Raw genomic sequence first — 25,795 nt, forward strand, 5'->3', positions numbered from 1 at the left:
TTAATGTTTATGTTTATTTAAATTATTTATAATAGTTGAATGTTCTATTATAAATATAAAAGATAATCATTTATATTGCAAGAAAATATAATTTTTATTAAAAAATTTAGTTTAATATCTCACAACTTTCTATCATCAGTATTAAAGCATCATTGATTTTACATACCCTATCCTCATTAGTAAGCACAACTAAATAGTCACCAGGATAAATAACAGTGTCGCCTTTGGGGATTATTTCATCTTCACCTCTTTTAACAGATACTAATAAACATTGTGATGGCCATTTGACTTCTCTAATCTGCTTGCCATCTAACTGTGATCCCATACAAACTGCAAATTCAAGTATAGCCTTATGCTTATTGTTGCCAAAAGACATTTTTTCTCCTTGATTGTGTAAAAATTTTTCAAGTAGAGATTCATATATAGGTTTTGATGATAAAATATCAGCAATCATATAAGCCACTATAGATACAATAGCTAGAGAAAGCAAATGCTTAAAGGAGCCTGACATTTCAGCAATTAGAATAATACCAGTTATTGGTGATCTAACTACAGCTGTAAAATATCCTGCCATTGCAAGTATTATAATATTATTAATATACATACTATCAAAATGTACAAAATGTACAAGTGCTATTCCGTAAAGATTTCCTATTAAGGCTCCAATTGCAAGTAGTGGAAGAAAGATTCCACCTGGAGCACCCGATCCATAACATGCCATAGTGAATAAAAATTTAACAAGAACTAAAACCACTAAAATCGTTAGCGTAAAATTCCCCGTAACTAGTGATGTTATAAGTTCATGTCCTCCACCTAAAACTTGTGGTAATAAAATTCCAAAAACAACCGAAATTAGCAGGGGTATAATAATTCTCATTTCTTTTGGAAGCCATTTTTGACTTACATATAAATTTTGAGTTTTTAGAAGAAGGTTATTAAAAACTACGCCTAAAACGCCTACAATAACACCTAATAAAACTATATAAAAATAAAATTTAAGGGGCAATACAGATATATTTTCAAAATTAAAAACTGGTTTTAGTCCGAAAAAGCCTCTAGCTACAAAATCCGCGGATAGTGCCGCAGCTAGAGCAGAAAGCAAAACTAATGGAGAAAAGTTTTTATGAACTTCCTCTAATGAAAACATTACTGCTGCTAAAGGAGCATTAAAGGCAGCAGCAAGGCCTGCACTTGCTCCACTTGTAATAAGATATTTTTCTTCGACCTTTACCCTTTTAAATACCTTGCTAAAACCTTGCCCAACTGCCGCACCTAACTGAACAGAAGGTCCCTCGCGTCCAAGGGAAAGGCCTGATCCTATCGAAAGAACTCCTCCAATAAACTTACCAAGCAATACTCTCCACCATTTCATATCAAGTTTTCTAAGTAAAACTCCTTCAACTTGAGGAATTCCACTTCCACTTATCATGGGTTCATGTTTAACCATTAATCCTACGATATATCCCATAATTACTAAAGCACCGACCCATGGTAGAAGAAGTATAGGGTTAATAAATATAGTTTTATAAACTTCACTTAAAAGAATTCCTGCCTTTTCAAGTGCATAACGATACAGTACAATTAATAAACCTGTGATAATACCTACACATATCCCCTCAAACACAAGCTTTAATCTAAAGCTATGCCAGCGGAACAAGGTATTATAGGTGTTGTTTTTGTTTTTTGATTCCATTTTTCTGCCTCCATTATTATAAAACTATTATTTTTATAGTCTTTAATACTTTTTAAAGTATATAAAATAACTGTTTTATATCTTATATGTTATCACATATAAAAATATATATGTAGGAAACTTAAAGAAATTATCACTAAATAATATCTAGTTGATAATTAAATATCCAAGTTATTATAATTAAGTTGAAAAATTTTTAGTTCATTAATTGGAGGACGGGTAGGTCCTATTTTAATTTTATTAAATAGTACTTATCCGTCCCCTTATTTTATGCTTTTATCTTTATAACATACCTTATTCTTGAATATTCTTAGTGCCTTTTTTAAGATTGTCTTCGATTTCTATTAGTATTTTTTGTTGATAGAACATTAGTAAATAACAGATTGTGCTAGCCATAAATAATAATACAAAGTTAGAAACTTTAAAAAGTAGAAAGCCTACAACTAAAAAGCTAGCAAAATTCAATAGTGTAATATGAATTTTCTTAATGGAATAGTAGGTTGCAGTTTTAAGAATATCCTTCCAACTTAAATAAAATCTTGATATTATTGGGTATACATATAGACTTATTAAAAAAATAAAAATAATGATGATAAAAATAAACGAAGTTATAATTTGTGGGTAACCCTTTGAAATAAAGAATCTAGTATCAATAAATAATATACCTATTATAAGCATTTCTAGAATCCAAAAAAATAATGATTGAAAAAAATTAGTTTTATAAGCTTTAAAAAAGTCTTTTGTGATATTTATATCTTTTTCCCTTATAAGTTTTCCCATTACGCTAAGTAGCGCAGTTGCGGCGGGTCCTATGGGAATACAACATAAAATAACAATAGAAGCAAACCAGGGTGGCATTAGTACTCCACCATTAGAAATAAGCACAAGTAATATGAAAAGTAGTGGAATGTTGAGGAGGCAAAAGTAAAAATTGCCTGATAAAAACCAAAATATGTAATTAGATATGCTGTAAATAGGTCCTTCGCCAAATTCTCGTTTTGTTTTAGACATTAGTTCCTCCAATTGCATTTAAATTATTTTTATAACTAGTTAAAATGTAACATAAATTGTGTTAAATGCAAATAGGTAGAAGCATATTGTTATTTATTTGAATGTGCCTTATTATTAAATTAGAGATAATGAGGTAAAATTAATGAAATTACACTAGAAATTATGTTGATAAGGAGATACTAGATAATAAAGGAGGCACTCTATGATAGTTTTTAGAAAATTAACACCGGAAGATTATGAAGATATTGAAGAAATTTCAAAGGATATTTGGGAAGGTTGCGATTATCTGCCTAGTGTATTTCACAAATGGTTAGAGGATAAAGGAATATTTTTAGGTGGAGTGGATACAGATAATAATAAAGTTGTGGTAGTAGCTAAACTATCGATACTTTATGATGGAAGTGGTTGGCTCGAGGGTCTCAGGGTACATGCTAAGTACCGAGGTCAAAAATTGGCAAAGCGAGCTACAGAGGAGATATTAAAAAGAGCAACTGAATTATTAGAAAATGGTGTTATAAATAAAATTGCCTTTGCAACCCATATTACAAGTATAGAAAGCAAAACTATGATGGAGAAATTAAATTTTAAGTTAAAGGAAACTCAAGTTTTAGCAATTAAGAATATTTCATCCTTAGCTTTAAATATAAATATAGAAGATTTTCATGTAGAAGCTTGGGATATTACCTTTGAGGAATTTAAAAATCATCATTATATAAAAAGAAGAAATGGACTATTACCACTAGCCTTCGTTTTTGAAGAAGTTACTTTTAAGTTATATGAAAGCCTTAAAGCTAATAATTCACTTGTTAAAATAAATGGCCATACTGGATTGTTTAAACATAAAGGTGAAGCTAATTTTATTGCAATGGAAGATACATTTGAGGCCATAAATACATTTATGGATTATTATTTATTGAAGTATAAGAACACTGGGATAAAGGAGCTATCTACTCCTCTTTGCCCACAGGATAAGGCTCTAATAGAAAAATTAAAGTCAGTTGGCTACATTTCTTTAGCAGATTGGAAGCCGGATTGTTTATATTATATTGGTGAAAAATAAGATATAAAAAACTATTAGAAAAAAACAATATAGGTTAGGGGAGATTTTTATGAATTTAAAAGGTAAAGTAGCTATAGTTACAGGAGGATCTAGAGGAATTGGAAAAGGTATTGCTATAGAACTAGCTAAGGCTGGGGCTTGTGTGGTAATAAATTATAAAAGTAACGATATGGCAGCCGAAAAAACTATGCAGGAAATTAGAGAGATAGGAGCTTATGCTTTGAAAATTAAAGGTGATGTAAGTGATTATGAATTTTCAAAGAATTTGATAAAAATTACTGTTGAAAAATTAGGTAAAATAGATATATTGATAAATAATGCAGGGATATCTAAGGTAGGATTATTTATGGATGCTACGCCCAGTGAATGGGATAGTATTTTAAATGTAAATCTTAAGGGTGCAATTAATTGTTCTCATAATGCAATAAAAGAAATGATTAAACAAAAAAGTGGAAGCATAATAAATATATCCTCCATGTGGGGCAATGTAGGTGCTTCTTGTGAAGTAATTTATTCTGCATCTAAAGGCGCAATTAATTCTTTTACAAAGGCCTTAGCAAAAGAGCTTGCACCTTCGAATATTAGAGTTAATGCTATAGCGCCAGGGGTTATAGATACAGAAATGAATTCTTGGTTAACGGAAGATGATCGCGAATCCCTAGTGTCTGAAATACCTATGATGAAATTTGGAGAAGTGGAGGATGTAGGTATGCTTGTAACCTTTTTAGCAAGTGAAAATTCAAAATATATTACGGGACAAATCATAACAATAGATGGTGGAATGCAATAACTAAATAGAATAAATTGAAATTTATAGTATAATTTATATATATATACTATAATATACTATACATAAAATAGTTTGATAAGGAGGAGATAATTATGTATGGAGGAAAAGGAATTACGGATAGAAATAAAAAAACCTTAAAGTTTAACATTATAGCTATATGGGTATCCACTATTGTATTAACACTACAAACAGCAGTAGCACAAGGAATAAATGCGGGTCTAGAAGTTTTGATTGTAACTGGAATATCATCAATAATTGCAAGTATTTTTTATATTTCCAAGATGAATTTCAGAATTAAGGGGCTACTAGTAAATTTATCACCACTTTTTGGGTGTTTGTATTTAGCTTATTTACAAGGGGGATTAGAATCCGGAGTTTTAATATATAATGCTTGTCTGTTATTAGTAGCATTATACAGTGATATTATTTTGTTATGTATTTATGGATTTATTTTAGATTTTTCATTAATCTTAATGTATATTTTGTCACCAAAATCCATATTGGGAACTAGCATGGAATTTAGAGGATTTATAAGTAGTTTAGCCATTATAACTCTTAGCATATTTTTATTATGTTTACTTACAAAATGGAGTTCGGAGTTGATTCGTGAAAGTTTAGAAAAAGAGGAAAAAACTTTGGATTTATTAGGAAAATTAGAAAATACAATGGAAGGAATAGATAAAAGTACGGAGGTTTTGAATGGTAGTATAGGAAAATGTAACGTAAATATAAATATGGTAAAGGAAATAAGCGAAAGTGTGGTTTCAGCAGTTAATGAGATGACAAGTGGAATAACCATGCAAGCAGATAATGTCAACAATATAAGTCAAACTATAATTAGCACTTCCAATACGGTGGAACAAAGTAAAGAAATTTCACGAAAAATAGTAACTGTTTCAGAAGTGGTAAATAATGATGTAACAGAGGGGACACAGCAAATTAAAGAATTGGACAAGCAAATGAGTATAATTAAGAAGGCAGTTAAATCTTCTCTTGATACAGTAGTTACTCTTCAAAATCAGATGTGTGATATAGACAAATTTTTAGCTGGGATAAAAAATATAGCAGAGCAGACAAATTTATTAGCTTTAAATGCTTCAATAGAGGCTTCAAGGGCAGGAGAGGCTGGCAGAGGGTTTTCGGTTGTAGCCAGTGAAGTTGGTAAGCTCGCAGAGGAAAGTAATAGTACTGTTGAAAATATTTATAAGATTATAAAAAGTACAAGTAAGACCACTAGTGTAGCTTTAGGAGAGGCGCAAAAAGGCAATGAGGCAGTAAATATAGGAGACCAAATTGCTCGAAAACTTTATGGTACATTTGAGAATTTAATCACAACATTTGAAGAGTTAAATTTACATATTTCAAAACAAAGCCATGTTATAAGTGATGTTAAAGATACATTTGCTGTAGTTGATACAGAGGTGCAAAACATTGCAGCAGTATCGCAGGAGTATGCATCTACTACAGAAGAAATTTTGTCTGTGATACATGAGCAGAACAATAAAATTTCTGATATTGCACAGGAGATTCAAGAGATTAGTAATATAAGCAATGAATTAAACAAAATAATAAAATAGATGATTTAATAGATTATTAATACTTTCTTAAGATACAATTAATATATGAGCCCAATTATATGGTATAATTAGATTATTAATAAACAAATAAATCGCATAAAATGAAAGAAGGAAAATATTATCATGGAATATACAAAGGGCAAGAACACAATTTCAAAGTTAATGAAATCAGCTTTATCTATTGGTATTTTTATTGCTTTATTAGTAGCAATACCTTTTGTAGCTATCTTTGTTATTAGAGCCTTGTTTTTTATTGCAGTTTTTGGAGTTTTAGCATGGTATGGCGTAAAGCTAATAAAGACCATTAAAAATTTCATATATAAACTAAGTACAAAGAAAAGTGCGAATATACAAGCTGATATGTCTAGTAGTGAAATATATAGAGCAGAATCTATGGATATCAATTACGAGGATAGTGTTATTATCGATGTAGATTATGAAAAAGTAGAATAAGGCACATGCGAGTAAGACTAAATTTATAAATGATGTTTAAAAAACCAGTCTATATCTTAGATTGGTTTTTTATTTTCTGGATTTTATAAAGTCTTTATTATAATTTAGAAAACTCTTATAAATTGTAGTAATATTTGATATAATTTTAGTATTAGGTAAATGGGGGTGCAGAATGAGTAGAATATTAATAGTGGAAGACGAAGAGTCTATTAGAAAATTTATAAAAATTAGTTTAAAGAGAGAAAAATTCCAGGTTTTTGAGGCTGCCTCAGCGGAAGAAGGCATACAAAAAATACTTCAGGAAACCCCAGATGTGCTTATATTAGATGTTATGCTTCCAGGTATGAATGGATTTGAACTTTGCGAAAAATTAAAAAAACAAAATGAAAATATTGGGATAATTATTTTGACAGCTAGAGGACAAGATATGGATAAAATCATGGGACTAGAATTTGGTGCAGATGATTATATGGTAAAGCCCTTTAATCCATTAGAACTTATTGCACGGATAAATTCCCTTTTAAGGAGAATGAAGTACAAAAATAATGAAGGATCAAATTTTATTAATTCTAGAGAATTTAAAATTGATTTATACTCAAAGAAAATTTTTAAAAATGATATAGAGTTAGATTTAACACCAAAAGAATTTTTGCTTATGAAAATGTTTATTCAAAATCCTAGTAAGGCATTGAGTCGTGATGAGCTTTTAAATTCAATTTGGGGATATGAGTTTATTGGAGATACTAAAATAGTTGATGTAAATATTAGAAGACTTAGAAGCAAAGTTGAGAAAGACCCATCAGATCCTCAGTATATAGAGACAGTTTGGGGAACAGGGTATAGATGGGGGGCTTCTTAAATTGAAATCCATAAGAACAAAGCTTGCTGGTAGTTACCTATTAGTAATACTAATTACAGTTATAATTGTAGAGGGATTTTTAATAGCAGGTACTAAAAAATACTATTACAAAAATTTAGAATCAAATCTATCAAATCAGTTAAAGCTATCTACTAGCTTTTATAATACATACTTAGCTTCAGCAGGCGTAAAGGAAAATGTAACTAATAATGTAGACGTGTTTTATGAAAATATTAATGCTGAAGTTCAAATTATAGATTTAAATGGATTTGTTATTATGGATTCTCTAGGTTCAATACCAGTAGAAAAATTGGAAGGAAAGGATTTTAAAACAGCATTGGATGGAGGACTTGGTAGCATAATTGATAGACAAAAATACGAAAATGAGGGGGTTATGACAGTAGCATATCCCTTATTTTATAATGGGAAAATAAATGGAGTATTGAGGTTCATAACTTCACTTAAGAAAATTGATGAGGATATTTATACTCTGTCTAGATTTTTCCTTATTACTGGTGGAATGGTTATTATATTATCAGGAATAGTAAGCCTCTTTATTTCTAATATAATAACTAAACCTATAAAAAAAATCATGGTAGGTGCGCAAAAAATGGCCAGTGGAAATTTCAATGAGAAAATCAATATAAATTCAGATGATGAATTAGGACAACTAGCAAAAACCTTAAACTATATGACCGAAGAAATATTAAAAAATGAAAGGCTGAAGAATGAATTTATTGCCTCTGTATCGCATGAACTAAGAACGCCACTGACATCTATTAAAGGATGGTCTATTGTATTAAATTCTAGTAAATTAGAAGATGAAGAAGAGATTAAAGAGGGTCTTTGCATTATAGAACAAGAATCTGATAGATTAACTTTTTTAGTTGAAGATTTGTTAGATTTTTCTAAATTATCTTCAGGGAAAGTGTCTATAAAGAAGGATTTTATTGATTTAAAGGATATTTTAATGAATATAAAAATGCAGACTATGCCTAGAGCTTTGAAGGAAGATATTCAGCTAAATCTAGAAATAGAAGAAAATTTACCGAAAATATTTGTGGATAGAAATAGGTTAAAGCAAGTACTGATAAATATTTTAGATAATTCTTTTAAATTCACGCCTAATGGAGGAAATGTAATTGTTAGGGCAAATTTAGAAGTTGAAAATATTATTATAAAAATAATAGATACAGGATGCGGTATACCAAAAGATGAATTACCAAGAGTGAAAGAAAAGTTTTTTAAAGGTGAAAATGCTAATTCTAAAAATGGTATAGGACTTTCGATATGCGATGAAATTATAAAGCTTCATGGGGGGGAACTCCAAATTAATAGTGTGATTGATAAGGGTACAGAAGTATGTATAATTATTCCAGTATGATTTGTGAATAATTAATACTGTGCAAGGGAGCAAAGTTATGAAAAAAATATTATCTTTATTTATTTTAGTGTTAGTATTAATAAGTTTCACGGGCTGTAATGATGTTGATTTATCAACAACCAGCAGAGTAATACCACCTAAAGTAGCAATTCCAGTCCATGGAATTTGGAAGGTAGAAAGCTATGCCTTTTCAGCTATGTCTAAAATGGGAGAAGAGGGAGCGAAGGCGTGGATTGGAAAGAAGGCATATTTTAATGAACAAAAAATTGTTCTTCCAGATGATAATTGTGAAAAGCCTGAATTTAAGATTAAAAGTGTAGACACAAATACATATTTGTACAATAACTATAAATCTTCCATGAAGAGTATGAATATAAATCAAAGTGAAATGAAGATTATTACTATTACTTCTAATAAAAACTATTTTAGAGATATTATAAAAATTGATGATAGTAGGATAATTATAATAAAGGATGGAGTATTTTTCTTTCTGTCAAAGCAATCTAATGAAAACAAAATAAGTGTAGAAGACATTGAAAATGGAAAAAAATTATCTTATAGAAAATTAGAACCCTATACAAAAGGAAATCAATCTGGACTTTTGTTAGGCTTAAAATACTATAAAAATGTTGATTATAAATTGCCTTATGTTAATGAAAATAAAACTATATTGGAACCGGTATATAGAACATTATGGATTAGTTATGATGGTTCAGTAGAGCCCATATCCGAACTGCCGTTTTTATTTGTACCAAGGAGGACTGGGTTTTGGAAACTCCAAGTTAGCAGAGAAATTACTGATAATTATGGCGTTGATTCTCTGCTTGCAGCGCCCGTAGGCAAAGAAATAAAAAAAACTAGCATAAAAGTTAGAAACGCAGATTTCTATGATTTTAAAAGTATTAATTTTGTGGGAAATGATTATGTGTGTTATGAGAGAGATATTGAAAGTGATAAACAATTAAATGCATCTCATTTATTAGAAGTGGTTCCCTTGGATACTATATATACTGGGTCAGAAGTTCCAATTGTTGCATCAAAGGTATTAGGTGAAAAGGGAATAGAAGGTCTGAATTCTGGCGCAAAATCATATTTAAGAACTATTTTAAAAAAAGATAAAGATATAGTAACTGATACTCCATTACCTACAAGTTTTGGGATTTTTAGAAAAAACGGGAAATGGTTGTTACGTGGAAGATTAAATTTTTCAGAACCAACGGTAAAAAATGAATATGCAGACTTTAATGTTCCTATAGAAGCACCTGAAAACTTGGTAAACTATGATTCACTATTTCCATCTTGGGAGGTTATAAAGCAAAAGGTTCCTAATGCATTAGATGCATATACCTCTCCTAATAAAGATATTGTAGTAGTGTTAACTAACTCAAAATTAGCAGTTTATGCTATAAAAGATAATATATTAGGTGCGGTTCCCTTAAAAGAGTTGCAACTTAAGAATTCGGAAGTGTCTGTTATGGCACAGTGGGCAACAGATGACTATGTTAAAATTTGGTCTGAAGATGTAAAGAAAGTTCAAGGCAAATAATATAAAGGAATTTCATAGGGTGGTCACATATGTATGTGTGATCACATTTTATATATTAACTTTATGAGATGGATTAGGAGGAAATATGCAGATTGAAATTATTAAATTTATACAGTCTATAAAATCACCATTTTTGGATGCTTTTTTTCAAATAGTTACAATGACTGGAGAAGAGTATTTTTACATTATTGCAGCCGCTACAATATTTTGGTGTGTAAACAAAAAGTTTGGATATAAATTAGGCTTTGCATTACTTACAAGCACAATTGTAAACACCACGCTTAAGGATATAGTAAATTTAGCAAGACCCATAGGTGTGTCTGGCATAAGCTCTTTGAGAGTAGAGACTGCTACAGGACAATCTTTTCCAAGTGGACATACTCAAGCTACTGCCATGTTTTGGATCTCGTGGATTATTCAGGTGAAGAAAAAGTGGATGTATATAATGGGAATATTAGCTATTATATTAGTTGGAATTTCAAGATTATATCTTGGCGTACATTGGCCCATAGATGTAATTGGCGGAATAGTAGTTGCGGTTATATGGGTTTTTATATCCAATTATATTTTTGAATATGCCGAAACTACTGGGAGAAAATGGGCGTTAATGATAATTGTTGTACCTATGCTTATTGGAATGATATTTTTTAGAGAAAAAACTTATTATACAATATCAGGAACAGTGTTGGGTTTCTATATTGGATACATTATAGAATCAAAGTATGTGAAGTATGATGTTAGAAATACTAGGTTAAAGCAGGGAATGAAATTGGTGTCTGGATTAACTATTCTCATAACATTAAAAGGTATATTAAGGGTAATTTTGCCTATCAGCATATTTGCTGATTTCTTCAGATATTTTGTAATTGGATTGTGGATTACAGTTGGAGCACCCTCTATATTCAAAAGATTTGGTGGACATGTTTAAGGATTATATTATTTAATATTGAAATTTAAATGCTTGTAGACATGTTATAGAATATAGGCTAAACTTATTATAAGGACAGAGGAATAGAGCGTATTTTATAAAAAAGAGGTGCTAATGTGAAATATCATAAAAATATGTTAAAAAAAGTATGTATCTTATTATTAATTTTAATATTAGAAACAATGAATTTACACTTAATGTCAGTAAATGCATCAGCAATAGAACTAAATGGCAATTCAGTTATAGCATATAATGATTCAAATGTGGAAAAAACAGCATATTCATTACAGGATTTAAATAGTATTTTAAAAAGTCAGTTAGCGCAAAGAGAGACAAGCTTTAACATAATTTACAAAGCTGATACCATCAATCTAAAAACTATAATTGAAACTGATATTGATGAAATTTTAAAAGCTGATGATTATTTAGAAAGTTGCATAAAATCATATCAATGTAGCTATAAAGGATATGAAAATGATGTTACAATAAATTTTACTTTTAGTTTTTATACCACAAAAATACAAGAGGATTGTGTAAATTTGCAAGTAACTGAAATCCTCAAAAATATAATAAAAGTTAGTATGAATGATGATCAAAAGGAAAAAGTAATTCATGATTATATTGTAGCACATGTAGCTTATGATACTACACTTAGTAGATTTAGTGCCTATGAAGCATTAAAAAATGGAACAACGGTGTGTAGTGGATATGCACAATTAGCTTATAAAATGTTAAATGAGGTAGGGATTGAGACTAAAATAGTTTTAGGAAAAGGTAATGGTGAAGATCATGCCTGGAACTTAGTAAAGCTTAATAATATATGGTATCATTTAGATTGTACTTGGGATGACCCAGTACCTGATATTAAAGGTAGAGTACTTTATAATTATTTTAATTTAAATGATAAAAAGATTTCAGAGAATCATATATTTGAAAAATCAGACTATCCTGTAGCAAACCAAGTTTATAATGCTAGATTACCAGTATTCGATGAAAAACAATTTGTGCAATGGAATAAAGTAGATAGTAATGCTGTGGTTATGTCCACAAAAGAATGGAATATTAACTTTAACAAGGAAATTGATGAATTGAGTCTAAAGGATAAAGTATTTATATGTAGACAAGGAGAAAACTCCAATTTTCCTATAACACTTCAGCTATCTGAAGATAAGAAAACTGTGAAAATTATTCATAATATACCTTTTGAATTAGGTAAAAATTATATCTTATACATAAGTAAGGATATGAGTGGCTTATATAATTATATAAATTTAAAAACTTCTCTAAAAATGGGTTTTAAAATTTCAAATTTGAAAAATTAATTCTTTGAATTAGTAAGTACAAGGTTTAAAATAGAAAATGAGATAATTTAAAAAGGAGTTGATAGATGTGCCACAGTTAAAGTTGCAAGGTGTGGAAGTAAATGATATTTGTAAAATTAGCATAGATATGTTACAAGAAATGCAAGAACTTCTTGAATGCCCTAAAAATTATTTTACTTTTGAATGTGTTAGTTCAACATTTATTATGGAAGGTGAAATAATAAAAGCATATCCCACAGTAGAAGTTGCATGGTTTGATAGAGGTCAAGAAATTCAGGATACCATGGCTAAAATAATTACAAAGTATGTTCATTCGGCTGGGTATAAAGATGTGGATGTTATTTTCAGAATTTTAGAAGAAAAGCGATACTATGAAAATGGAGAGCATTTTTAGAATTAGACAAATAAAAACACTATTAACATTAATGGAGGATTAATGTTAATAGTGTTTTTTTAAAATCTATAGATTTAAAATTAATAAGTGAAATAGAATATAATTTTTAAAATAGCAAAACATATAAACATAAATATAGATAAGGGAGATGTTTTTATGCCTAAAGATAGTCAACCTGATAATAAATTTTCTAGATTAGTTAAGAGTAACTATGATACTCCAATAACAAGAGAAACTGGAAAAAATCAAAATGCTACAACAAAAAAACAATCTGCTGACAGAAAATAAAAAACAGAGCATATAAACTTTTGTTTATGTGCTCTGTTTTTATTTTATAGAAAAATATAAAAATAAAAGCAAATTAGCAAGCTTGTTCCTAGTTTTAAATTATATAATTTCCTAAGAAATAAAATAATATTGTGATAATTTATTGCATTATCTTAATATTATGTTAGAATTTATATATATATTTTTTTAAAAGCAGAAGGATTGATTTTGCTGTTGTTAATACTTTGAAGCTACAGCATACCTGTGGTTTTTTTATATTTTTTAATTATTGTGTGAGTTTAGGGAAGTCGTGGATACTATTGTACTATTTAAGAAGGAGTGAATATATTGAGTTTTTACGTTTATAATACTTTGACTAGAAATAAAGATGAGTTTATACCTTATAAAGAAGGTAAAGTTGGAATGTACACATGTGGACCTACAGTGTACAACTATGCACATATAGGTAATTTAAGGACATATATTTTTGAAGATGTGCTTAAAAAATCCTTAGAGTATGTAAATTATAAAGTTAAGCATGTAATGAATGTAACGGATGTAGGGCACCTTCAATCAGATGGAGATGAAGGCGAAGATAAGATGGCGCTGGGAGCAAGTCGTGAGCATAAAACTGTGTGGGAAATCGCTAAGTTTTATGAAGATGCTTTTTTTGAAGATTGTAAAAAGCTTAATATAAAAAGACCAACTATTGTATGTAGAGCCACAGATCATATTCGCGATATGATAGATCTAATAAAGAAACTTGAAGAAAAGGGCTATACATATGTTTCTAATGGAAATGTATATTTTGAAATTGATAAATTTGAAGATTACACTAAGCTTGCAAATATTAGTATTGATGAACTGAAAGCAGGAAGTAGAATAGAAATAGATCCTAATAAGAAAAATCCACTTGATTTTGTATTATGGTTTACAAATTCTAAGTTTTCTAATCAAATTATGCAGTGGGAGTCACCTTGGGGTAGAGGATTTCCAGGCTGGCATTTAGAATGTTCGGCAATGTCTATTAAATATATTGGTGAATACTTAGATATTCATTGTGGAGGAATAGATCATATTGCTATACATCACACTAATGAAGTAGCTCAATCCGAAGGGGCGCTAGGACATAAATGGGTAAAATACTGGATGCATGCAGAGTTTCTAGTAGTAGATAGTGGTAAGATGTCAAAATCTACTGGAGACTTCTTAACAGTATCAAAACTTGAAGAAGAAGGCTTTAGTCCTCTTGATTATAGATATTTCTGTCTTTTATCTAAATATAGAAAACAGTTAGTGTTTAGTTTTGAGAGCTTAACTGATGCTAAGAAGGGACTTAAAAAACTTAAAGAGAGAATTTCCAGTGTTTTAATTTCTATTGATGAAAATGATGTAGTAAGTGCTGAGAGAATTTCCGGCTACAAAGAAAAATTCGCAGTTTGTATCAGTGATGATTTAAACATAGCAAATGCTTTCACCGTACTTTTCGATGTTTTAAAAGATGATGAGCTTAATAATAAAGAAAAAGCTATACTTGTAGAAGATTTTGATAAGGTATTCTCATTAGATCTTATGACAACTCAAGATGTAGACTCAAATGTAGATGAGGAGCTTATAAATAAGCTTATAATTGAAAGAGCACAGGCAAGGGCCAGTAAAAATTGGGCAAGAGCAGATGAGATAAGAAATGAATTTATAACTATGAATATTGAACTTCTTGATACTAAGGAAGGAACAACTTGGAAAAAAAAATAAGTGCGAATTAATAAAGTACCTATGAGAAATCATAGGTACTTTATTTTAGATTAAGGTTAAGTCAATTTTAGTAAAGATAAATATATATATATATAAGGTTGAATTAAATTAAATTACAATTTATAATAATTAAGAGATAGATTGTAAATATAATTCAGTTACATAAGATACATATTATAGGTTGAAAGGAGTTATTTAATTGACAAGTAAATTAATAATTGGGGGGTTATTTTGTATAATATTTGTAATGCATATGGTTTTTACTAAAAATGAATATAACAAGGGGCGCTGTTATACAAAACCATTTTTAATGCCATTACTTGCAATTTATTATATAGCAAGTGTAGCGCAAGTTAATAAATTTATTGTGATGGCATTAGTATTTGGTTTTATGGGTGATATGTTTTTAATGTGGCCGGAAATGAAAAACAATTTTATATTAGGCCTGGTCGCTTTTCTTATAGGTCACCTTTGTTATGTTTTACTTTTTTTACAGGGAATTTCCTTTGTAAAAGATATACCAGTCTGGTTTTACCTTATTATCATAATATATATTATGGTCGCTTTCGTTGTAATGAAAAAATTGACAATGTATTTAGGCAATATGAAAATACCTACTTACATATATATGGCAGTTATTTTATTAATGAGCTTTGCTAGTTTAGCACGTATTTGGGTTATAGGTATGAGTATATCGTTTTTCCTTCCGTTTATTGGGTCATTATTGTTTTTATCCTCAGATGCTATGTTAGGATTTTACACTTTTAAGGGTAAATTTAAAAATGGAAATATATATATTATGCTAACTTATGTTTTAGCTCAAGCATTAATTGTTGGCGGATATTTGTACTAGATGAAATTAATAAAAATATATGCAATTTATTATTTAAGGAGCTATTCTATCTCTATCCCTTGGAAATAGAGTAACTTCGCGTACATTTCGAATATCTAAAAGTTGAGCGGTTAATCGCTCTAGTATCCAATTACTTCAACTACAGACTCAAGTTTTAAACCTTTGATATCTATAGTATTTTTATCTAGCACACATTGAACTACACCAGACCTGTCTCTTATTATTAAAAAAGATATTTTACCCATTTTTCTTATTTTGTGTATCCAACCTTGGATTTTTACCTTTTCTCCCATATGTCGATAAAGATTTTCTGTTAATAAACGTTCCATAAATATGTCCTCCTTTTAAAATATTTTTAGTATTGCAGCATAGTAGATGATGATTTAATTGATATAGCCTATACCAATTAAAAAATCCCTGAGCATAAACATTGCTCAGGGACCAGAAATTCCGGTGGTACCACCCTTATTAATCATTAAATATAAGTAACTATAGAATGGGTACAATAGCTTCTAGCAATTGAAAAACTAAAAGTTAATTAAAAATGTGGGATAATAAATATGTCAAAAAAAACTCACTCCATGTAGGAGTGAGAGTATAAATCCCACGGTACCATCCTTGTTAATCATAAATAATTGATTCACTTTATCCCTTTAACAGGGGAAACCGATACACTCTAATAACTCAGTAGTGAGATTTCAAATGCACAACTCCGAGATGTCTTTCAGTATAATGATTCTTATTAGGTTTACACTATCCCTAACTCACTTAAAAGATTTCATCAACTTACTATTCTCATCATAGTTTTTACAATAATTACTATAAATTTTAATAATCATAACATTTTTGTTTATAATTGTCAAGTAAAATTATTCTATTTTACTGCCCTCTGAAGCAGCTTGGATTTTTTCATCACTACCAAGTGATTTTGGTAATCTAGCATCATCATTTTTCTTAATCATAATTTGCTCTTGAGTAGTATAATTATAGTTTTTTGAATCTTTCCTTGCCATAGATATTACCACCTTTCTAAATTTTAATAAGATATTATCAATACTACTTAGATTAGTTTCTCCAATATTTAGAGTATAATGCGTCTAAGTTATTACTAAAAACTTTGCCATTTAGTATTTTTTTATTTGATTTATTGTAGAATTACAAATGTTTTCCATAATAATGGAAATTAGGTTGCTAATGTGATAAAATATTTAGAGTGTCTAAATATTCCAAAATAGGAAGTGACAAAAAATGCTAAATGTTTTAGTGGTAAAAATCAAAATTATGATTTTTAAAATGAAAAACCCTAGATCAAAAGAGGTTTTTAATATCGCTTGGCCTGTTTTAACAGAATTATTACTGGGGACCTTATTTGGTATGATTGATATGATTATGCTAGGGAGAATTAAAGACACAGCTGTAGCGGCTGCATCTGTAGCGGCAGTGGGAATTACTAATCAGCCATTATTTATTGGCTTATCTTTAATTCAAGCCTTAAATATAGGTGGAACGGCAATTGTAGCCAGGTACATAGGTTCAAAAAGACTAGATAAAGTTGAAAATACTATTAAACATATTATTTTGTTAAGTCAAGTATTTTTTGCCTTACCCTTAAGTATAATTGGATTAGTATTTACTAAGGAAATAATGGCTTTTATAGGGGCTCAATCGGATACCCTATTAGTAGGAGTAAATTATTTTAGGGCCATTATGGTTGGATTTATATTTCAATCCTTTAATTTTTCCTTATCAGCGGTATTAAGAGGTGCTGGTGATACTAAGACTCCAATGAAAATAAATTTAAAAGCTAACTTTATTAATGTTTTTGGAAATGCAGTTTTAATTTATGGATTAATAGGTTTTCCAGCTTTAGGCGTAACAGGAGCAGGCATATCTACGGCAGTTTCCAATATGATTGCAACTGTTTTATTATGTACAAAATTATTGTCTGGAAAGTGTATTATTAAATTCAATATTAAAAGTCATTTTAAATTTGATAAGAATATAATGTATAACCTAATTAAGATTGGGATACCAGCGTCTCTAGAGCAAATGGCAATGCGAGTTGGTATTATGATATTTATTAAAGTGGTTGCAGGACTCGGTACCCTTACTTTCGCAGCTCATCAAATTTGTTTAAGTATACTGGGGCTATCATTTACACCAGGGCAAGCATTTGGAATCTCGGCAGCTTCTCTAATTGGACGAAGCTTAGGAGAAGGTAAACCGGGCAAAGCTGATGAGTATGGAAAAGAAGCTAGGAGAATAGGATCAATAATATCTTCTATAATGGCAATAATACTATTTGTTTTCGGTCCACAATTAGTAGGATTATACACTAAAGATCCAGAAATTATAAAAATGTCATCTACTGCTTTAAAAATCATTGCATTTGTACAGCCATTTCAATCTTCTCAATTAATTTTAGCAGGAGCATTGAGGGGTGCAGGGGATACAATATGGCCATTAGTTTCTACGTTTATTGGTGTAATTGGCATTAGAACAATCCTTGCATATATTTTTGTAAGTAAATTAGGGCTTGGTCTTTCAGGAGCCTGGATAGCAGTATTTGTTGACCAATTTATAAGATGGGTATTAATATATTCAAGATATAGAACTGGAAAATGGAAATATATAAAATTAAGATAAATAAGATGGGTGGTTAAAGGTGTTTTATCAAAAGCTTTTTAAATGGTTCCTTACTTTACTTTTTATAATGCACTATAGGATAATTTAGTTTATAATATTACGTGTAGTTGAAAGTAGAGAGGGTAATATTGTTAAATAAAATAATTTAGATTTGAGGTGAAGAATATGGATAAAGTAACTTTAAAGGCTTCACTAGTAATTGGAATTATTGGTGTGATTTTAATATCCGTTATATATTTTAGACCGGTGAGCATAGAAAGAAACTATAGTGCATATATATATGCTGAGAATAGTGAATTTCAAAAGCCAACAGAAATTAAACTTGTTGGAGAATTAAAAAAGAAATTATCTCTAAATTATGTATTTACTGGAAGCGTAGAAGTGGATGGTATTAAACAACAAGTTATTTTAAAGAGAATATGTGCGAAGAACAATATTTTTAAAAGTAGGGGGTATAGTGCTTTTATAGAGACTAAAAACAGTAAAACAGGAAAATATGAAATCATTGGAACATTTGATACATCAAAGGACTTTAATGAGATAATTATAAGACATGGTAAGGTAGACAGTAAATATAATGGTAAATTTAATATTTGCGGTCCAAGTAGTACTAGAGAAGAGGCAAAAGCTATTGCAACAAACATAGGAAAAGATAACTAAACTGTATTATTACAGTTTTGAAAATATGAAAGAAACCCTGTATCTTAAAAAGCTTAGTTTATAATTTAGATTATTAAGGCTTTGGAGGAATGTAATGGCTAAAGGATTAACCTTGAAATTAAAGCCATACTTAAGTAAAAAAATATGGGGATGGGAGAAATGGGTACTTTCATGCCATGAAGAGGGGAACACTACAATAGAAGAAGGAATTTATGAAGGTCAAAAATTATCTTCGGTTTTAGGGTGTGGTAGTAATTTTCCTATATTAAATAAAATTATAAAAGCAGAAGCTACACTATCAGTGCAAGTACATCCAAATGATGACTATGCTAAAAGGATTGAAAATGCTAATGGGAAAACAGAGTGTTGGTATATATTAGAAGCAAAGGAAGGTGCGACTTTAGTATCAGGAATAAAAAGGGGCTTAAACAAAGAAAAGCTAAGAGAAATTATAAGAGAAGGCAAATTAGAGGATTATCTAGAACGAATTAATATCAAAAGAGGGGATTTCATCTATATCCCAGCAGGAACAGTACATGCCATAGAAGCCGGGGTTAAGCTTATTGAAGTGCAGCAAAACAGTAATATTACTTATAGACTTCATGACTGGGGACGTGGAAGGGAACTGCATATAGAAAAGTCATTAGATGTTATAGATTATGGAGATGAAAATAAAGCTGGGAAGATTAGTAAATTTGATAAATTAGAGACACCTTATTTTAAAGTGGAAAAGATAATTGTCCATAATAATTATATGGATGTGGTTAATGAAAGTTTTCATAGTTACATTGTAACAAGTGGCGAAGGCGTAATAAAAGCTAATAATGTGCAAACAAAATTAAAAGAAGAAGAGACAATTTATATATCCAAAGGAACGGAGTATATACTAAAGGGAAATATGGAATTAATAAAATCCAGTTTGTAGGATTGTGGCCAAGCAGGATTTTTAATTAATTATATATCTAAAAAATATAAAGGTGGTTTATAAGATGAAAAGAATGAAATTTTTAAAACGAGTAATTGCATTATTTACATTGGTTTTTGTGGTTTTTTTAGGAGGTTGTACTAATAAAGAGCAAGTTAAGGTTGATAGTACTCCCCCGGTAGTGGAAAAGGTAGAACCTGCAAAGGAAATTAAAACAGAAAAAACAGCAAAGGACAAAAACCCCTTGGTTACTATAGAAATGGAAAATGGCTCAATTATAAAGGTAGAATTATACCCAGAGATTGCACCTAATACTGTTAGAAACTTTGTTTCACTAGTTCAGAAGGGGTATTATAATGGATTGATTTTTCATAGAGTAATACCAGGTTTTATGATACAAGGTGGCGACCCAAATGGAACAGGTAGTGGTGGACCAGGGTACTCAATAGCTGGGGAGTTTAGTAATAATGGCTTTGAAAATGCTTTAAAGCATGAAAGAGGAGTAATTTCTATGGCTAGAGGAGGAACTGACAATAACTCAGCTGGGTCACAATTCTTTATAATGGTTAATGCTGCGAGTTCTTTAGATGGTGATTATGCTTCTTTTGGTAAGGTTACAGAAGGTATGGAAACGGCAGATAAAATAGTTGCTGTAGAAACTGAGAAAAAAGACCAAACTAAAAAAAATAAACCTATAAAAGATCAAAAAATGAAAAAAGTTACTGTGGACACCTTTGGAGTAAAGTATGCTGAAGTAGAAAAGGCAAAATAAAGTATAAGAGACGCCATTAGTAAAGTAACATTACTAGTGACGTCTCTTATGTTTTTAAGATAAGAGTTTTTGTGTATTGCAATTAAATTTATATGTTTTTTTGATTCTAACTTACAATTAATACGAGGACTTTGACTATTTTTTATTTTATGGCATACATTTATTAGTTTGGTCAGCAAAAACTGTAACAAATTTAATAGAGTAGATATCACACATTATTAAATTATTTGTACCAGTTTCCTTAAGGACAATAAAACTAATTCCAACTTCTTGTAAAGTTCCGCCTCTATCTTGAAATGTATTTGTTCCAAGTAAAAAAGAAACCCTGATATACTTACCAATTTGACCTTGCAACCAACCTTGATTATAGAGTGGATTATTTACTATGGGGGGAACGGGTGGAAGTTGAAAGTCCTGGTTAGTAGGAGGGGCTTGGGGTATAGGGTTCTGCCTTGTATCATCAGGCGCATCAAAATCTGGTAAAGGCATCATTGGAGGTTCAAAAAACATAGGGCCATTATTCCAGGTTGGAGTTCCATTAAAATTATTAGGTGGTACTATAAACATAAAATATCCTCCTTAAAAAATTATATTTAATCATAATATAAAGGTATTGTTAGTAATGATTTCTAATTAAGTTGTAAAATACTTTGCTGTGGGATTATAAAAGCAATGTTGACCTACGCTAACTTGATAGGTACCACTACCATTATAAGGGAACTCATATGGGCATGGTGCAAAGGGATTAAAGTACCACAAGGAAGAACCTGTGGTATATAATCTATTACCAGATAGAGCCCAATCAGCAATATCATAATGAATTTGTTCTGGTGGACTTGACCATATGGTCTGTGGGTTAGACAAGCCACCAAGTACAGAAGCTACACAATCAAATTGTCCTGGTTGGAATATAATCTTTCTTAAATCACCTTGACCTAGCCTAAGATATTCACCATCTGATACATTAACTCTGTTCATAACTACAGAGGCCACGGCCTTCATTCCGTTTTCTCCTTCCCCACCAGCTTCACACTTTATAATTCTAGCCAATAACTCTCTAGCACTGTAAGCCATCCTTAGTCATCTCCTCGATTTACTTTACAGTAGTATTATATTCATGATTTTAAAAATGGTACTTGAAAATTAAAATAAATTGCTACATTAGAGAGAGTGATTTATCATAGGCATCTAGTAAATCAAATGAAAGTTTGATATAATTAACTTGCATTTGCCTTCTCAGTTAGTGAGATATTATTATTTGTGATAAACCAATAATAGCAAATGCATTTTTTTATTTGTACAAGCTTGCACATAATAAAAAAAATATATATAAATATATATATTGATGTTGGACAAGATATATGACTATAAAGAAAATACCCCTCTAAAATTTGGTGGTTATACGTATATATTAAATAGACAAGTTAGGAAACATTTATATAAGAGGTGAATTGGTGAATTATGTTAAATAGTGGATATATATTAGACCGGAAATATGAGGTAATTAAAACTTTAGGTAAGGGTGGTATGGGCACCGTTTATTTATGTGAAAATAAAAGGCTTGGAAACCTGTGGGCTATAAAAGAAGTAGTACAAGATATAAAAAATACAGGCATTTTAACAGAAGCTAATATTTTAAAGGATCTAAACCATGTGGGGATTCGTAGAATAGTAGATATATTTTATGAGAATAATAACCTTTACATGGTTCAAGACTATGTAGAAGGTCAAACACTAAAAGAGTATGTTGAAGAAAATGGTAAAATGAATACAGAAAAAACATGCAGGATTACATCGGATTTGTGCGATATTTTATGCTATTTGCACAATCAAAAACCAGCTATTATATATAGGGATATAAAACCATCTAATATAATGATAACACCTAGTGGCAAAATTGTGTTAATAGATTTTGGTATTTCAAAAGTTTATAAGAGTGACACAGAACAAGATACAGTGAGTGCAGGTTCTAATGGATTTGCGGCTCCAGAGCAATATGGTCTAGGAAAATGTTGTGCTCAAACAGATATATATGGAATTGGAATGTTAATCTATTTTATGGTTAAAGGGAAGATCCCAACTACAGGCATAGAACCTCTTTTGGATGAAAATTATGAGGCGGATATTGATGGTAAAATAAAGGTAATAATACAGAAATGTGTTAAAATCGATATTGTGGACAGACATATTTCAGCTGAAATTTTAAAAAAAGAGATTTTAGAAGTATTAAAAGCTGATAAATATGAAAAAACGGTGATTTTTAATAATTATAATAGTAGCACCAAAGTGTTTATTAAAAAAGATAAAAGCAAAACTTTGGACAAGGGTAAACTTAAAAAAACTATTAGCGGATTTTCTGTTTTTGCAATTGCAATTTTAGCAAGTATTTATATTCTATATGGTAATAAAAAAGAAAGTATAGATATGAAAACTAATGATACACCACAAATAGTGAGCCCCATAGTAGGATCTTCAAGTGTAGAGCAAGAGGCTATTAAAAAATCTGTTATAGTCCCTGTTAAAGAGCCTACTGTAGTCCCCAAAAAAAGCACTACGGCCATCACACAAGATAGCAATATAAATGCAATAATGCCACCACAATCAAAAATTAAGGTAAAAGGAAAGCGGAAAAAATAAACAGGCACATTCAACAAATAAATTGAAATGCACTAAAGTTTTTCAGAAAATAATATAAAGATAATATAGTTATATTCGAATATATAATTATAAATGTTATTATTATATGTAATAATTCAAGGAGTGAAGACATGTCTAAATTTACAATGAAAAGAAATATGAATTTTACAAAGGTTAAAAGTATTAAGATCTTAATACTTATTTCCATTTTACCAATAGTTTTAATATCCTTAGCAATAATGGGCATTTTTACTAACTATACTTCTAAAAAACTTATAACTACAGAAATTGAAAATAGGATGAAACATCAGTTACAAGAAACTATTAATCTAATCGATAGGGATATGCAAAAACATGCTCAAATAGCAGTTGATTTAGGGAAATTTATTGGAACTAGTAGATTGGTATTAAGCAAGGCGGAAATCACAAAAACCCAAAAGGAAGTACTTTCTACTAATGAAGCTACACTAGGAGTGGGAGTGTATTTTGAACCATATAAATATAAGAAAGATATAAAATTCTTTGGACCTTATGTATACAAAGATGCCGGAGTTTCAAAGATTACTGATAAGTATGCTACTGAAAAATATAATTATCCAGCACAACCTTGGTATACTTTAGGTAAAAATATTGAAAAAAATGTTGCTTGGCAGGAACCTTACTATGATGATGAGTTGAAAATGGCCATGCTAACAACTACTGCACCAATATATGGTGATAATAAAGAATTTTTAGGTGTAGTAACCGCTGACATGAGTTTAAAGACTATACAAGAAAATATTAAAAGTATTAAAGTAGGTCAAACAGGAAAAGCGATGTTAATGGGAAAAGATGGAACATATTTGGCAGGTGTTTCTGAAGAATTAGTTATGAAGATTAAGGCTACAGAAGATAAAAATACTAGTATGGCAAGACTAGGAAAAGATATTTTACAAAACAAAGAGGGAATATCTTCTTTTGAAGATGAAAATGGAAAAAACATTACATATTATAAACAGATACCAGAACTTGGATGGAATGTAGTGTTAACAATTCCAGAAAAGGAGCTTTATGCTCCAATTAATAAGCTATTGTTTAGTATAGTTATACTAAGTCTAATTACTTGTTTATTAGTGACATTGGCAGTTGGTATATTCAGTAGATATCTTACTAAAAATGTTAAAGAGGTGAATGACCTTTCACATTCAATTGCAGAGGGGGATTTGACCCAAACAATAAATGTTAAAAGTGAGAATGAACTAGGATCAATGGGAACCAATTTAAACAAAATGAATAATAACTTAAGAGAATTAGTTCAAAAAGTTACAGAAAGTTTAGAACAAGTAGTTGCAACGTCAGAGGAACTTACAGCAAGTTCTGACCAAACACAACAATCTGCAGAACAAGTTTCTCTAGCCATTCAACAGGTGGCATTTGGTAGTGGAGAACAAGTTAATATAGCTAATGATACAACAAAAATTGCAGAAGAAATATTTACAGGTATGGAACAAATATCAAATAACGTACAAGCAGTAGCAAATACTTCACTAGAAGCAATTAAGAGAGCGGAAAAAGGTAATGATGTAGTGTATTCTGCTATAGCACAAATGAATAATATTAGTAACAAAGTAGAGGTTTCTACGCAAGCTGTGTCAATTCTTGGAGAAAAATCAAAAGAAATTGGAAGCATAGTCTCATTAATAACTTCTATTGCTGCTCAGACAAATTTATTAGCGCTAAATGCAGCTATTGAAGCAGCTAGAGCTGGTGAGCAGGGAAAAGGGTTTGCAGTGGTAGCCGATGAGGTTAGAAAGTTGGCAGAACAATCTGGATCAGCCGCTGGGAATATATCAAGCTTAATAAATGAAATTCAAAATGAAATAGTAAATGCTGTAAAGGCTATGGATAATGGTAGTAGTGCAGTTAAAGATGGTATAAACATGGTAGACCTGGCAGGTAAATCTTTTGGAGAGATATTAGAAGATATAAATCATATAGCTTCACAAATGCAGGATGTGTCTGCAGTGACAGAAGAAATAGGTGCAGGAACACATAATATGTTAGAGGCCATTGAAAATGTGGCTAAGATTTCTACTGAGTCTTCAGGAAATGCTGAAAATGTAGTGGCAGCATCGCAGGAGCAAACAGCGCTAATGAAAGAAGTAGCTAATGCTGCTGAAAATCTAACACAAATGGCAGTAGAACTCCAAAGTTTAATGAGTAGTTTTAGATTATAATACTGTGCTAAAAATAAGACTAATTTATTTTGTTACATTTATGGAGC

The 25,795-nt window shown here is 30.2% G+C and carries 25 protein-coding genes and 1 other annotated feature; of the genes, 19 read left to right on the top strand and 6 right to left on the bottom strand.

The window, feature by feature from the left end; all coding sequences use genetic code 11:
* Positions 1–106: 106 nt before the first annotated feature.
* Both clcA and G9F71_RS05910 read right to left on the bottom strand, forming a co-directional pair.
* On the bottom strand, positions 107–1,693 hold the full coding sequence (clcA, locus tag G9F71_RS05905; protein ID WP_164949978.1) for a H(+)/Cl(-) exchange transporter ClcA: 1,587 nt from the start codon (positions 1,691–1,693) through the stop codon (positions 107–109).
* A 294-nt stretch (positions 1,694–1,987) separates the two neighbouring features.
* Entirely contained in the window at positions 1,988–2,704 is a 717-nt protein-coding gene (locus G9F71_RS05910; RefSeq protein WP_164949977.1) for a YesL family protein, read from the bottom strand.
* A gap of 202 nt (positions 2,705–2,906) precedes the next feature.
* Here G9F71_RS05910 and G9F71_RS05915 point away from each other — a divergent pair, with 202 nt between their 5' ends.
* From G9F71_RS05915 to G9F71_RS05970, 13 genes are all read left to right on the top strand, one after another.
* On the top strand, positions 2,907–3,764 hold the full coding sequence (locus G9F71_RS05915; protein WP_164949976.1) for a GNAT family N-acetyltransferase: 858 nt from the start codon (positions 2,907–2,909) through the stop codon (positions 3,762–3,764).
* Positions 3,765–3,813: 49 nt separating this feature from the next.
* Positions 3,814–4,554, top strand: coding sequence for an elongation factor P 5-aminopentanone reductase (gene ymfI, locus G9F71_RS05920; RefSeq protein WP_164949975.1), 741 nt, complete (start codon positions 3,814–3,816; stop codon positions 4,552–4,554).
* Positions 4,555–4,646: 92 nt separating this feature from the next.
* Positions 4,647–6,131: a methyl-accepting chemotaxis protein gene (locus G9F71_RS05925; protein WP_164949974.1), complete on the top strand. Its 1,485-nt coding sequence runs from the start codon at positions 4,647–4,649 to the stop codon at positions 6,129–6,131.
* A gap of 123 nt (positions 6,132–6,254) precedes the next feature.
* Positions 6,255–6,584, top strand: coding sequence for a hypothetical protein (locus G9F71_RS05930; RefSeq protein ID WP_164949973.1), 330 nt, complete (start codon positions 6,255–6,257; stop codon positions 6,582–6,584).
* A 172-nt stretch (positions 6,585–6,756) separates the two neighbouring features.
* Positions 6,757–7,443: a response regulator transcription factor gene (locus tag G9F71_RS05935; protein WP_164945383.1), complete on the top strand. Its 687-nt coding sequence runs from the start codon at positions 6,757–6,759 to the stop codon at positions 7,441–7,443.
* Between the two features lies 1 nt (position 7,444).
* Positions 7,445–8,827 (top strand): sensor histidine kinase, encoded by a 1,383-nt coding sequence (locus tag G9F71_RS05940; protein ID WP_164949972.1) that lies wholly within the window; start codon positions 7,445–7,447, stop codon positions 8,825–8,827.
* Positions 8,828–8,864: 37 nt separating this feature from the next.
* A complete protein-coding gene (locus tag G9F71_RS05945) occupies positions 8,865–10,373 on the top strand; it encodes a hypothetical protein (protein WP_164949971.1) in 1,509 nt (502 codons plus the stop codon).
* An 85-nt stretch (positions 10,374–10,458) separates the two neighbouring features.
* Positions 10,459–11,301 (top strand): phosphatase PAP2 family protein, encoded by an 843-nt coding sequence (locus G9F71_RS05950; protein WP_164949970.1) that lies wholly within the window; start codon positions 10,459–10,461, stop codon positions 11,299–11,301.
* Positions 11,302–11,417: 116 nt separating this feature from the next.
* Positions 11,418–12,623, top strand: a complete 1,206-nt coding sequence (locus G9F71_RS27555) for a transglutaminase domain-containing protein (protein ID WP_224626208.1) — start codon at positions 11,418–11,420, stop codon at positions 12,621–12,623.
* Between the two features lie 67 nt (positions 12,624–12,690).
* Positions 12,691–13,017 (top strand): DUF1904 family protein, encoded by a 327-nt coding sequence (locus tag G9F71_RS05960; protein WP_164949968.1) that lies wholly within the window; start codon positions 12,691–12,693, stop codon positions 13,015–13,017.
* A gap of 156 nt (positions 13,018–13,173) precedes the next feature.
* On the top strand, positions 13,174–13,305 hold the full coding sequence (locus G9F71_RS27200) for a hypothetical protein (RefSeq protein WP_258881059.1): 132 nt from the start codon (positions 13,174–13,176) through the stop codon (positions 13,303–13,305).
* A 327-nt stretch (positions 13,306–13,632) separates the two neighbouring features.
* Positions 13,633–15,039 carry a cysteine--tRNA ligase gene (gene cysS, locus G9F71_RS05965; protein ID WP_164949967.1) on the top strand — a complete coding sequence of 469 codons (1,407 nt, stop codon included), beginning with the start codon at positions 13,633–13,635 and terminating at the stop codon, positions 15,037–15,039.
* Positions 15,040–15,238: 199 nt separating this feature from the next.
* Complete coding sequence (locus G9F71_RS05970; RefSeq protein WP_164949966.1) at positions 15,239–15,892, top strand: lysoplasmalogenase; 654 nt, start codon at positions 15,239–15,241, stop codon at positions 15,890–15,892.
* A 119-nt stretch (positions 15,893–16,011) separates the two neighbouring features.
* On the opposite strand, the gene G9F71_RS05975 is transcribed toward G9F71_RS05970, so the two are convergent.
* Together G9F71_RS05975 and G9F71_RS05980 are read right to left on the bottom strand one after the other, a co-directional pair.
* Complete coding sequence (locus tag G9F71_RS05975) at positions 16,012–16,221, bottom strand: OB-fold nucleic acid binding domain-containing protein (protein WP_164949965.1); 210 nt, start codon at positions 16,219–16,221, stop codon at positions 16,012–16,014.
* Between the two features lie 253 nt (positions 16,222–16,474).
* Positions 16,475–16,703: a binding site (T-box leader), on the bottom strand.
* A gap of 58 nt (positions 16,704–16,761) precedes the next feature.
* The gene (locus tag G9F71_RS05980) at positions 16,762–16,905 is read right to left on the bottom strand and encodes a hypothetical protein (protein ID WP_164945392.1); all 144 of its coding nucleotides are present in this window, start codon (positions 16,903–16,905) and stop codon (positions 16,762–16,764) included.
* A 235-nt stretch (positions 16,906–17,140) separates the two neighbouring features.
* Here G9F71_RS05980 and G9F71_RS05985 point away from each other — a divergent pair, with 235 nt between their 5' ends.
* The 4 genes from G9F71_RS05985 (at position 17,141) to G9F71_RS06000 (ending at position 20,895) form a co-directional block, all read left to right on the top strand.
* Entirely contained in the window at positions 17,141–18,538 is a 1,398-nt protein-coding gene (locus G9F71_RS05985) for an MATE family efflux transporter (RefSeq protein WP_164949964.1), read from the top strand.
* Positions 18,539–18,703: 165 nt separating this feature from the next.
* The gene (locus tag G9F71_RS05990) at positions 18,704–19,198 is read left to right on the top strand and encodes a hypothetical protein (RefSeq protein ID WP_164949963.1); all 495 of its coding nucleotides are present in this window, start codon (positions 18,704–18,706) and stop codon (positions 19,196–19,198) included.
* 94 nt (positions 19,199–19,292) lie between these two features.
* Positions 19,293–20,123: a type I phosphomannose isomerase catalytic subunit gene (locus G9F71_RS05995; protein WP_164949962.1), complete on the top strand. Its 831-nt coding sequence runs from the start codon at positions 19,293–19,295 to the stop codon at positions 20,121–20,123.
* A 64-nt stretch (positions 20,124–20,187) separates the two neighbouring features.
* Positions 20,188–20,895: a peptidylprolyl isomerase gene (locus G9F71_RS06000; protein WP_164949961.1), complete on the top strand. Its 708-nt coding sequence runs from the start codon at positions 20,188–20,190 to the stop codon at positions 20,893–20,895.
* A 147-nt stretch (positions 20,896–21,042) separates the two neighbouring features.
* On the opposite strand, the gene G9F71_RS06005 is transcribed toward G9F71_RS06000, so the two are convergent.
* Together G9F71_RS06005 and G9F71_RS06010 are read right to left on the bottom strand one after the other, a co-directional pair.
* Positions 21,043–21,462, bottom strand: a complete 420-nt coding sequence (locus tag G9F71_RS06005; RefSeq protein WP_164949960.1) for a hypothetical protein — start codon at positions 21,460–21,462, stop codon at positions 21,043–21,045.
* Between the two features lie 66 nt (positions 21,463–21,528).
* On the bottom strand, positions 21,529–21,969 hold the full coding sequence (locus G9F71_RS06010) for a cell wall hydrolase (RefSeq protein ID WP_164949959.1): 441 nt from the start codon (positions 21,967–21,969) through the stop codon (positions 21,529–21,531).
* A gap of 387 nt (positions 21,970–22,356) precedes the next feature.
* On the opposite strand from G9F71_RS06010, the gene G9F71_RS06015 reads away from it, so the two are divergent.
* On the top strand, positions 22,357–23,532 hold the full coding sequence (locus tag G9F71_RS06015; RefSeq protein WP_164949958.1) for a serine/threonine-protein kinase: 1,176 nt from the start codon (positions 22,357–22,359) through the stop codon (positions 23,530–23,532).
* A gap of 131 nt (positions 23,533–23,663) precedes the next feature.
* Entirely contained in the window at positions 23,664–25,748 is a 2,085-nt protein-coding gene (locus G9F71_RS06020; protein WP_164949957.1) for a methyl-accepting chemotaxis protein, read from the top strand.
* The last annotated feature ends 47 nt before the right edge of the window (positions 25,749–25,795 follow it).

Origin of the sequence: Clostridium sp. FP2, assembly GCF_011065955.2 — a bacterium.
Lineage (GTDB): Bacteria > Bacillota > Clostridia > Clostridiales > Clostridiaceae > Clostridium_AD > Clostridium_AD tagluense.

Coding starts and splice junctions, on each gene's coding strand:
- clcA (WP_164949978.1), bottom strand. CDS start 1,693: ATGGAATCAAAAAACAAAAACAACACCTATAATACCTTGTTCCGCTGG.
- G9F71_RS05910 (WP_164949977.1), bottom strand. CDS start 2,704: ATGTCTAAAACAAAACGAGAATTTGGCGAAGGACCTATTTACAGCATA.
- G9F71_RS05915 (WP_164949976.1), top strand. CDS start 2,907: ATGATAGTTTTTAGAAAATTAACACCGGAAGATTATGAAGATATTGAA.
- ymfI (WP_164949975.1), top strand. CDS start 3,814: ATGAATTTAAAAGGTAAAGTAGCTATAGTTACAGGAGGATCTAGAGGA.
- G9F71_RS05925 (WP_164949974.1), top strand. CDS start 4,647: ATGTATGGAGGAAAAGGAATTACGGATAGAAATAAAAAAACCTTAAAG.
- G9F71_RS05930 (WP_164949973.1), top strand. CDS start 6,255: ATGGAATATACAAAGGGCAAGAACACAATTTCAAAGTTAATGAAATCA.
- G9F71_RS05935 (WP_164945383.1), top strand. CDS start 6,757: ATGAGTAGAATATTAATAGTGGAAGACGAAGAGTCTATTAGAAAATTT.
- G9F71_RS05945 (WP_164949971.1), top strand. CDS start 8,865: ATGAAAAAAATATTATCTTTATTTATTTTAGTGTTAGTATTAATAAGT.
- G9F71_RS05950 (WP_164949970.1), top strand. CDS start 10,459: ATGCAGATTGAAATTATTAAATTTATACAGTCTATAAAATCACCATTT.
- G9F71_RS27200 (WP_258881059.1), top strand. CDS start 13,174: ATGCCTAAAGATAGTCAACCTGATAATAAATTTTCTAGATTAGTTAAG.
- G9F71_RS05975 (WP_164949965.1), bottom strand. CDS start 16,221: ATGGAACGTTTATTAACAGAAAATCTTTATCGACATATGGGAGAAAAG.
- G9F71_RS05980 (WP_164945392.1), bottom strand. CDS start 16,905: ATGGCAAGGAAAGATTCAAAAAACTATAATTATACTACTCAAGAGCAA.
- G9F71_RS05985 (WP_164949964.1), top strand. CDS start 17,141: ATGCTAAATGTTTTAGTGGTAAAAATCAAAATTATGATTTTTAAAATG.
- G9F71_RS05990 (WP_164949963.1), top strand. CDS start 18,704: ATGGATAAAGTAACTTTAAAGGCTTCACTAGTAATTGGAATTATTGGT.
- G9F71_RS05995 (WP_164949962.1), top strand. CDS start 19,293: ATGGCTAAAGGATTAACCTTGAAATTAAAGCCATACTTAAGTAAAAAA.
- G9F71_RS06000 (WP_164949961.1), top strand. CDS start 20,188: ATGAAAAGAATGAAATTTTTAAAACGAGTAATTGCATTATTTACATTG.
- G9F71_RS06005 (WP_164949960.1), bottom strand. CDS start 21,462: ATGTTTATAGTACCACCTAATAATTTTAATGGAACTCCAACCTGGAAT.
- G9F71_RS06010 (WP_164949959.1), bottom strand. CDS start 21,969: ATGGCTTACAGTGCTAGAGAGTTATTGGCTAGAATTATAAAGTGTGAA.
- G9F71_RS06015 (WP_164949958.1), top strand. CDS start 22,357: ATGTTAAATAGTGGATATATATTAGACCGGAAATATGAGGTAATTAAA.
- G9F71_RS06020 (WP_164949957.1), top strand. CDS start 23,664: ATGTCTAAATTTACAATGAAAAGAAATATGAATTTTACAAAGGTTAAA.